This window comes from Thauera sp. 63, from assembly GCF_000310165.2.
Taxonomy (GTDB): Bacteria; Pseudomonadota; Gammaproteobacteria; order Burkholderiales; family Rhodocyclaceae; genus Thauera; species Thauera humireducens.
In genome coordinates this window covers 80,675-89,951 of the sequence record NZ_AMXC01000013.1, presented here as the reverse complement: position 1 = coordinate 89,951, position 9,277 = coordinate 80,675, and the positions used below count along the sequence as shown (strand labels likewise).

Below are 9,277 nucleotides of genomic sequence, written 5' to 3'. Positions count from 1 at the left end.
CGGCGCGGAGTCTCGCCGCCGATCGCGGCGCGGGCCGCGGCAAGCGCGGCGTCGGGCAGGGGCGGACGCGTCGGTCCGCGCGCGCCTTTCTGGGGGGGCATGGCTGAAGTCTCCTTAGTGCGGTTCTCACAGGACCAAGCAGTTTTGGTGCCAGACGAACGCGAAGACGCACCGCGACACTCCCCGGGGATGCGCCACCCTGCGCCCACTTCGGCGCCGGTTCCGCACTACGGCACGCTGTGGTAAGCGCGCTCCAGCCGCCACGCCACGATGCCCAGCACCACGCCGGCCACGGCCGCCCCCACGGGGAGCGCCACGGCCCCTTCCCAACTGCCGCGGCTGGCCACCAGCGCCGCCAGCAACGGGGGGCCGAGCAGCTGGCCCAGGTTCGAGATCTGCATGTTGAGGCCCTGGAAAGTGCCGATCTGGCGCGAGGTACGGGCGATGACGGTCGAGGCCGACAGGATCGATGACGGGATCAGGCCGCCGATGAAGGACACGCCCAGGCAGGCGAGGTAGCGCAGGCCATCGGACAGCGTCGGCGAGAAGGCGGCATACATGCACACGCCGCTCAACCCGCTGCCCAGCACCAGCAGCCTGCCGCGCGCCACATTGCGCCGCAGCAGTGCCCCACCGATGACGTTGCCCGGCACATTCACCAGCACCATCACGCAGGACAGCAGCGCGACCCAGCCGATCTCCAGCCCGCGCTGGTCGCGCAGGAAGGTGGGCAGCCACACGATCAGGGTGAAGTGCTGCACCGACCAGGTGGCGAACAGCAGGCCAAGGACCCACGCCAGCGGCTGGCGCATCACCTCGCGGGCGACGGCCAGCGCACCATCGTCTGCGACAGGCGCTTCGGCGAAATGGTAGTGCCGGCGCTGCCACCACACCGACGCCCCGCCTGCCGCAAGCAGCGCGATCGCGAACCACCAGATCGCCTGCCAGCCGCCGACGCCCTGCAGCATGGGGGCCGCGATCATCACCAGACCGATGCCCGCCGGCATGTAGGCCGCCCATACCCCCAGCACGAAGCGCCGGTCCGCCGGCCGGCTGGCCGCCGACAGCAGGATCGGCGCCGACACAGCGACCGCGATATAGGCGGCGCCCTCGACCACGCGCGCCGCGAGCAACAGTGGAAAGCTCGTTGCCAGCACGCTGCCCACACCGCCCGCAACGCCGAAGCCGATGCCCGCGAGGCACAGCCGCAAGCCGCCGATCCGATCGGCCGAGAGACCGAACACCACTGCCACCGAAACCGCCAGCACGTTGATCGCCGACGACAACCAGCCCGCCTCGACCAGGCTCAGGCCGAAGGCATCGCGCAGCGCCGTGATCATGATCGAAACCTTGCCCACGTTGGCTGCAATCGCCACGCCGCACAGCAGCGCGGCGGATACCGCCAGCCAGTGCGTGGCGGACACGCTCCGCGTCGACTCAGTCATCCGCCTCTCCCCGGTTTCCTCCGTCGTCCGCGGCCGGCATCAGCTCCTCGTCGCCGCTCCGCTCACCGTGCAGTTCCCGAATCACGCTCCGCAGCCAGCGATTGCCGGGCTCGTGGTGGAAACGCCCGTGCCAGTGCTGCTTGACCGCGTACCGGGGCAAGGCGAACGGCACCGGATAGCAGCGGACCCTACCGCGCTCTGCCAGCATCTCGCCGAACCGGCTGGGCACGATGACCAGCAGGTCGGTCTGCTCGATGACGAAGGACACGCCGATGAAGTTGGGGATACGCAGCGCCACCTTGCGCATGACCTTCTGCCGCAGGACCTCGCGGTCGATGTACAGATGCCCCGTGCCGGACGTCGTCACCACCGCATGATCCTCGGCCTCGAACTGCGCAAGGCTGAGGCCGTCGCGGAGTCGCGGATGCTCGGCGCTTGCCAGGCAGACATAGTGCTGACGGAACAACGACTGCTGGTAGAAACCCGCATCGAGCTGCGGCATGAACCCCAGCGCCAGGTCGACATCGCCGGCCTCGAGCATGTGCGCCGTGTCGGCCGTGAGGTTGAACACCTCGATACGCACGCCGGGCGCCAGGCTGCGCACGTGCGCCCACAGGCGCGGCAGCAGCACGAACTGCGAGATGTCCGTCATCGCGATGCGAAAGCTGCGCTGCGCCGTCGCCGGGTCGAACACGCTGCGATGGCCGAGCGCGACGTTGAGCGCATCGATCGCCTTGCGGATCGGCTGCACCAGCTCTTCGCCCAGCGGCGTCGGCTCCATGCTGCCGGCAATGCGCACGAACAGCGGATCACCGAAATGCTGGCGCAGCTTGCCGAGGGCGATGCTGACCTGCGGCTGCCCCAGCCCGAGCTGGTCGGCTGCGCGGCTGACGCTGCGTGTCTTGTAGATCTCGTCGAAGACCTGCAGCAAGCGGATGTCGAGGGAGTTGGGGTTCATGAGGGGCTGAAATTTATTCGATTATCGAATCGGAGCTATTCAATTCATTGCATGGATTGAATTCTGTCCGATCGATAAAGTCGCAGCCACCTAAATTTGCTTGATGAAAGCAATAAGCACACTGATCCATCGGAGAGACACACCATGCAGTTCTATCTGAACGGCTACAAGCCCGGCGACCCCACCCTGCAGGATGCCGCCCTGCCCGAGACCGCCGACGTCGTCATCATCGGTAGCGGTCCCGCCGGCGCGCTGCTGGCGGCCCAGCTGTCGTCCTTCCCCGGGATTCGCACCCGTCTCGTCGAACGCCGCAACGGTCCGCTCGAACTGGGTCAGGCGGATGGCGTGGCCTGCCGCACGGTCGAGACCTTCCAGGCCTTCGGCCTGGCCGAGGAGCTGGTCCGCGAAGGCTACTGGGTGAACGAGACCGTGTTCTGGCGCCCGTCGCCGGACGATCGCAACAAGATCGCCCGTACCGGCCGCGTGCAGGACGTCGAGGATGGCCTGTCGGAGTTCCCGCATCTCATCGTCAACCAGGCCCGCCTGCAGCAGATGCTGCTCGACTACATGCGCAAGTCGCCGTCGCGCCTGGAATGCGACTATGGCCTGGAGTTCGACGCGCTGAAGGTCGATGCCGAGGGCGAGTATCCGGTGGAGGTCAAGCTGCGCGACGTCAACACGGGCATCATGAAGACGATCCGCGCGAAGTACGTCGTCGGCTGCGACGGTGCCCGCAGCAAGGTGCGCGAATCGATCGGTGCGAAACTGCACGGCGATTTCGCCAACCACGCCTGGGGCGTGGTCGACATGCTGGCCGTCACCGACTTCCCCGACATCCGCCTGAAGTCGGCCATCCAGTCCGCCGACGAAGGCAACATCCTGCTGATTCCGCGTGAAGGCGGCTACATGGTGCGGCTGTACGTCGACCTCGGCGAAGTCGATCCGAACAATCGCGACGCCATCCGCGACATCACGCAGGAACAGGTCATCGCCACCGCCCAGCGCGTGCTCCATCCCTACACGCTCGACGTGCGTCACGTGGTGTGGTTCTCGGTGTATCAGGTCGGCCAGCGCGTCACCGACCGTTTCGACGACGTCCTGCCCGAGCACGCCGGCTCGCGCCTGCCCCGCGTGTTCATCGCCGGCGACGCCTGCCACACCCACAGCGCCAAGGCCGGCCAGGGCATGAACGTGTCGATGCAGGACACCTTCAACCTGGGCTGGAAGCTGATCTCGGTGCTGGAGGGGCGCGCCAGGCCCGAGCTGCTGCGCACCTACTCGACCGAGCGCCACGCGATCGCCCAGGGCCTCATCGACTTCGATCGTGAGTGGTCGAAGATCATGGCCTCGCCGCCGAAGGACCCCGCGCATCCCGAACGCGGCGGCGTCGACCCCGCCGAGCTGCAGGCCTACTTCGTCAAGTCGGGCCGCTTCACTGCCGGCATGGCCACCCACTATCCGCCTTCCACGGTGCTGACCGCGCCCGACACGCACCAGGCGCTGGCCACGGGCTTCACCATCGGCACGCGCTTTCACTCGGCGCCGGTCGTGCGCCTGGCCGACGCCAAGCCGATGCAGCTGGGTCACGTCGCCCGCGCCGATGCCGCCTGGCGCATCTACGCCTTCGCCGATGCCAGCGGCACCCGGCTGCGCGCCCTGATGGACTTCCTTGCCGATTCGTCCGACTCGCCGGTGCGCCGTTTCACCCCGACCGGCGCCGACCCCGACAGCGTCATCGATGTGCGCGCGGTGTTCCAGCAATACCACCGCGAGCTCAAGGTGGACGAGCTGCCGACGATGCTGCTGCCGCCCAAGGGCCGCTTCGGGCTGCTGGACTACGAGAAAGCCTTCGCGCCCGACCTCAAGAGCGGCCAGGACATCTTCGAGCTGCGCGGCATCGACCGTGCGCAAGGTGCGATCGTCGTGGTTCGCCCCGATCAATACGTCGCCAACGTGCTGCCGCTGGACGCACACGACGCGCTGACGGCATTCTTCGCGGCTTTCCTGATCGATCGTCACTGAGCGAGGTATTGATGAGCGGCATCCGCTACCTGTGGTCCCCGGCACCCACCCCTTCGCTTCCGGTTCGAGGCTGCGATGCCCGCTTTCCCGTCCGGCGCATCTTCTGCGTCGGACGCAACTACCACGCCCACGCCATCGAGATGGGCAACCCGATCGACAAGGCGACGATGCGCCCCTTCTACTTCATGAAGGACGCAGGCAGCCTGGTCGAGTCGGGCGCCACCGTGCCCTACCCGCCCGGCACGCAGGACTACCAGTACGAGATGGAGCTGGTCGTCGCCATCGGCGCCGCCGGCTTCCGCGTCGCCGAAGCGGAGGCGGACAGGCTGATCCATGGCTATGCCGCCGGCCTCGACATGACCCGCCGCGACCTGCAGAAGGCCGGCCGTGACCAGGGCCGCCCCTGGGACCTGGGCAAGAACTTCGAGCAGGGCGCGATCTGCGGCGAAATCGTGCCTGCTGCCGGACTCGGCGTGCTCGACCGGGGCGCCATCGCACTGCAGGTCAATGGCCAGACGCGGCAATCGGCCGATCTGTCGCTGTTGATCTGGAACCTGCGCGAGCTGATCGCCGACCTGTCGCAGTTCTACCACCTCCAGGCCGGCGACCTGATCTACACCGGCACGCCGGAAGGCGTCGGCGCGGTCAAGCCGGGCGACCGCCTGCAGGGCCACATCGAAGGCGTGGGCGATATCACGCTGCAGATCGGCGAGCCGGAATAACCAGCCCTAGCCGCTGCGCCGCGAATGTACGAACACACAACACAGCGGGCCTGAAACCCGCCCCCGACAGAGGAGACACTTCCATGCAATTTCGTACCACCGTGCTCTGCACCTTCGCCGCCCTGGCACTGCCGCTCCAGGCCCACGCCCAGGCCGAGCCGATCGTGATCAAGGTCGCGCATCTGCTGCCGGCGATGGCGCCGATCCACACCAAGGTCATCGCGCCCTGGTGCGACAAGCTGGCGGCGGAGTCGCAGGGCAGGCTCAAGTGCCAGATCTATCCGGCCATGCAGCTTGGCGGCACGCCGCCACAGCTGCTCAGCCAGGTGCGCGACGGCGTGGCCGACATCGTCTATACCCTGCCGGGCTACACCCCCGGCCGTTTCCCGACCTCCGAGGTGTTCGAACTGCCCTTCGTCACGACGAACCACGAGGCATCCGCGCGCGCGATGTGGGACTTCGTGCAGTCCCACTCGGCCAAGGAATTCGCCGGCCTCAAGCCGCTGGCCGTGTGGGTGAACGGTCCCAACGTGCTCCACACCCGCGACCGTCAGGTCAACACGCTCGACGACCTGAAGGGCCTGAAGGTGCGCGCGCCCTCCCGGCTGGGCAACAAGCTGCTGGCCGCGCTGGGCGCGACGCCGGTCGGCATGCCGGTACCGCAGATGGCGGAAAGCCTGTCCAAGGGTGTCATCGACGGCACGCTGGTGCCGTGGGAAGTGGTGCCGGCCACCAAGACGCACGAACTCACGCAGTTCCACGGCGAGCCCGGTGGCGCACGCACCCTGACCACCGCGACGATGATCTACGTCATGAACCAAAAGAAGTACGACAGCCTGCCGCCCGATCTGCAGAAGGTCATCGACGACAACAGCGGCCGCGAGTTCTCGGCGTGGGTCGCCGTCCAGCACGCCGAGGCCGACACCGTCGGCCGCAAGCTGGCAACCGACGCCAGGAACACCGTCTACACGATCCCCGCAGACGAGATGGCGCGTTGGCAGACCGCTGCCCGGCCCGTGACCGACGAGTGGATCAAGGAAACGAGTGCCAAGGGCGCCGACGGCCAGAAGCTGTACGAGGATGCCGTCGCCCTGGTCGACAAGTACTCGCGATAACGCCTTCGCCCGAGCGGCCCTCAGTGCCGCTCGGAGTCCGTCTGTTGCTGCACCGGATCGCCGAGAAAGGACTCCGGTACCGGCAGCGGCGTGCTCGGCACCAGCATGTCGCCGGGGCATAGCTGCTCGGTGAAGCCGTCGAGCGAACCCATGGACCGGCAGTCGCGTCGCGCCACCGGCTCGCTGGTCATGTAGGCGATCACCAGTTGCGTCAGCGCCACCGGCGCGTCGCGGTGAGTGCGTTCCTGCGCATGCGAGGCGTCGGCGCCAAAGCCGATCAGCGCCGTGCGGATGTCGTTACCGGCCTCGACCGCGGCGGCGGAATCCGAACGGTAGTAGCGGAAGATGTCGCGCCGATGGGCGATGCCCTGCTCCTTTGCGAGCGCGATGAGCTTGTGCGTGAGGTGGTAGTCGAAGGGGCCCGACATGTCCTGCATGCAGATGGTGGCCGCGTGCTCTGAGGTGTTCTGCCCGGGCGCGGCGATGGAAATGTCCAGGCTCACCATCTCCGCGATGTCGCCGTGGAGCGCCGCCGAGGCGCCGGAGCCGATCTCCTCGGTAATCGTCAGCAGTGGATGCACGTCCACCGGCAGCGCGAGGCCCTGGTCGCGGATCGCCTTGCACGCGGTCAGCAGCGCGGCCACCGCCGCCTTGTCGTCGAGGTAGCGCGAGTTGATGTAACCGTCGGGCTGGATCTCGGGCTGGGGGTCGAAGGCGATCCAGTCGCCAACATTGAGCCCGGCGGCGTCGAGCGCGGCACGGTCCTCGGCCGGCAGGTCGACCCGCACCTCGACGTGCTCCCAACCCACCGGCTGGGTGTCGATCTCGCCGCCGAAGGCATGGCCCGAGGTCTTCAGCGGCAGACAGGTACCGCGCACCTGGCCACCGTCGGTGAAGATGGTCAGGCGCGAGCCTTCGGCGAAGCGTGCCGACCAGTGGCCGATCGGCACGATCTCCAGCCGGCCGTTGGCCTTGAGCGATTTCACCATCGCCCCCAGGGTGTCGAGGTGGGCGACCACCGCGCGCGCCGGCTGAGATTCGCGCCCCTTCAGCGTGGCGCGGATGGCGCCGCGGCGGGTGATCTCGTAGGGAATGCCGAGCGCGGCGAAGCGCCCGGCGGTGTAGCGCACCACGGCATCGGTCAGCCCCACCGGGCTCGGAATGGCCAGCAGCTGCAGCAGGGTTTCCTCGAGGTAGGCGTAGTCGATCTCCAGCGCGTGCGGATGGCGCGGTTCGTTCATGCGTGGCTCCTCCGGTCAGGTCCCGTGTCCGGCGCTCAGGCGACGGCGCGCGTACGCGGGAACAGCAGATCGACGAAACGCTCCGCCGTCGGCTGCGGTTCATGGTTGGCAAGACCCGGGCGCTCGTTGGCCTCGATGATCACGTAGTCGGGCCCATCGACCGCCGGCACCAGGAAGTCCAGTCCGGTCACGGGGATATCGAGCGCGCGTGCGGCCTGTTCCGCCGCCTCGCGCAGGGCCGGATGCAGTTCGGCGGTGACGTCGTGGATGGTGCCGCCGGTGTGCAGATTGGCGGTGTTGCGCACCTGCAGGCGCGTATCGGCCGGCAGCACCGTATCGAGTGACGCGCCCTGCGCGGCGATGCAGCGCTCGGTCTCGGCGTCGAGCGGGATGCGCGACTCGCCGCCGGTCGCGGCCGCCCGGCGCCGGCTCTGCTTGTCGATCAACTCGCGCACGCTGCTGTGGCCATCGCCGACAACGACCGGAGGCCGGCGCACCGCGGCGGCGACCACGCGGAAGTCGATGACGACGATGCGCAGGTCATGTCCGGCGCAGAACTGCTCGACGACCACGCGGTCGCAGAACTGGCGAGCGCGCGCGATCGCCGCGCGGACCTCATCCGCGCTGCGCAGATTCACGCTGATGCCCTTGCCCTGCTCGCCCTCGACCGGCTTCACGACCACGGCGCCGCTCGATGCGAGCAAGGCCAGCCACCCGCCCTCGTCGGCCGCGTCGGCCTGCTGCGGCACCGCCAGCCCCGCTGCAGCGAGCAGCTTCAGCGTCACCCGCTTGTCCTGGCAGCGGCTCATGGCCACCGCCGACGTCAGCTCCGACAGCGACTCGCGGCAGACGATGCTGCGCCCGCCGAGCGTGAGGCGGAAGTAGCCGTTCTCCGCATCGACGACTTCGGCGTGAACGCCGCGGCGCACCGCCTCGTCGACGATCAGCCGCGCATAGGGGTTGAGTCCCTCCAGCGCCGCGTGGCCGCCGGTGAACAGGGGCTCGTTGATCGCATTGCAGCGCTTCACCGCGAAAGCCGGGATGCGCTGGAAGCCGAGCTTCTCGTACAGCGCGATGGCCTGCTCGTTGTCGTGCATCACCGACACATCCATCCAGGCACGGCCGCGCGCCTGATAGTGCTCGGCCAGATAGCGCACCAGCGCCTCGCCGATGCCCGGATGCGTCGCCTGCGGCGCCACGGCCAGGGCCCACAGGCTGGCGCCGTTATGGACATCGGCGAACGCCTCGACATGATCCAGCCCCATCGCCACGCCGATCACCTCGCCGCTGTCGCGATCCTCCGCCAGCGCGTAGGTAATGCCACGGCTGGCACGCTCGCGCCATACGCGCAGCGGGTCGACCGGCACCATGCGCCGTGCCCGGTAGAGCGCGTTGATCGCGGCGACGTCGGCGCGCGTACGCAGCCGGCGCAGCGTGAAGCCGCGCCGGGCAGCGCGCCGGGTGCGGTAGGACGCAAGCTGCAGGCGGAAGGCATCGGACGGGTCGAGGAAGAGTTGCTGCGGCGCGCTGGCCACGACCACCTGCGGTTTCTCGACGTAGAAGGCGATGTCGCGCTGGCCGGGCCGCTCCTGCAGCAGGGCCGTCGCCAACAAAGCCGGGTCGCGCCAGGTCTGCGCCGGCAGCAGGCGCCCCCAACCGCACTCGATGATCACGTCCGAGGGCATGGTTTCACGTTCGGGCGGATTCGTCTGCAGGCTGAGGGCGGACTGCCCCGCGCGCAGGGCGCGCGCAATCTCTTTGCGGATCATCGTGC

The 9,277-nt window shown here is 68.4% G+C and carries 7 protein-coding genes; 3 read left to right on the top strand and 4 right to left on the bottom strand.

Translation table 11 applies throughout. From position 1 onward, the window contains the following. Positions 1 to 227 precede the first annotated feature (227 nt). Entirely contained in the window at positions 228 to 1,445 is a 1,218-nt protein-coding gene (locus C664_RS12615) for an MFS transporter (RefSeq protein WP_004260779.1), read from the bottom strand. Further along, the gene (locus C664_RS12610) at positions 1,438 to 2,403 is read right to left on the bottom strand and encodes a LysR family transcriptional regulator (protein WP_004260776.1); all 966 of its coding nucleotides are present in this window, start codon (positions 2,401 to 2,403) and stop codon (positions 1,438 to 1,440) included. The genes C664_RS12615 and C664_RS12610 overlap by 8 nt, the downstream gene beginning before the upstream one ends. Before the next feature lie 144 nt (positions 2,404 to 2,547). Here C664_RS12610 and C664_RS12605 point away from each other — a divergent pair, with 144 nt between their 5' ends. From C664_RS12605 to C664_RS12595, 3 genes are all read left to right on the top strand, one after another. Then, the gene (locus tag C664_RS12605) at positions 2,548 to 4,425 is read left to right on the top strand and encodes an FAD-binding monooxygenase (protein ID WP_004260774.1); all 1,878 of its coding nucleotides are present in this window, start codon (positions 2,548 to 2,550) and stop codon (positions 4,423 to 4,425) included. A gap of 11 nt (positions 4,426 to 4,436) precedes the next feature. Continuing rightward, the gene (locus tag C664_RS12600) at positions 4,437 to 5,147 is read left to right on the top strand and encodes a fumarylacetoacetate hydrolase family protein (protein ID WP_004260771.1); all 711 of its coding nucleotides are present in this window, start codon (positions 4,437 to 4,439) and stop codon (positions 5,145 to 5,147) included. Positions 5,148 to 5,230: 83 nt separating this feature from the next. After that, on the top strand, positions 5,231 to 6,262 hold the full coding sequence (locus tag C664_RS12595; RefSeq protein WP_004260767.1) for a TRAP transporter substrate-binding protein: 1,032 nt from the start codon (positions 5,231 to 5,233) through the stop codon (positions 6,260 to 6,262). Between the two features lie 20 nt (positions 6,263 to 6,282). Here C664_RS12595 and C664_RS12590 read toward each other — a convergent pair whose 3' ends face one another. Then, the gene (locus C664_RS12590; protein WP_004260764.1) at positions 6,283 to 7,503 is read right to left on the bottom strand and encodes an osmoprotectant NAGGN system M42 family peptidase; all 1,221 of its coding nucleotides are present in this window, start codon (positions 7,501 to 7,503) and stop codon (positions 6,283 to 6,285) included. Between the two features lie 35 nt (positions 7,504 to 7,538). Then, positions 7,539 to 9,272, bottom strand: coding sequence for an N-acetylglutaminylglutamine synthetase (gene ngg / locus C664_RS12585; RefSeq protein ID WP_004260760.1), 1,734 nt, complete (start codon positions 9,270 to 9,272; stop codon positions 7,539 to 7,541). Positions 9,273 to 9,277: the final 5 nt, after the last annotated feature.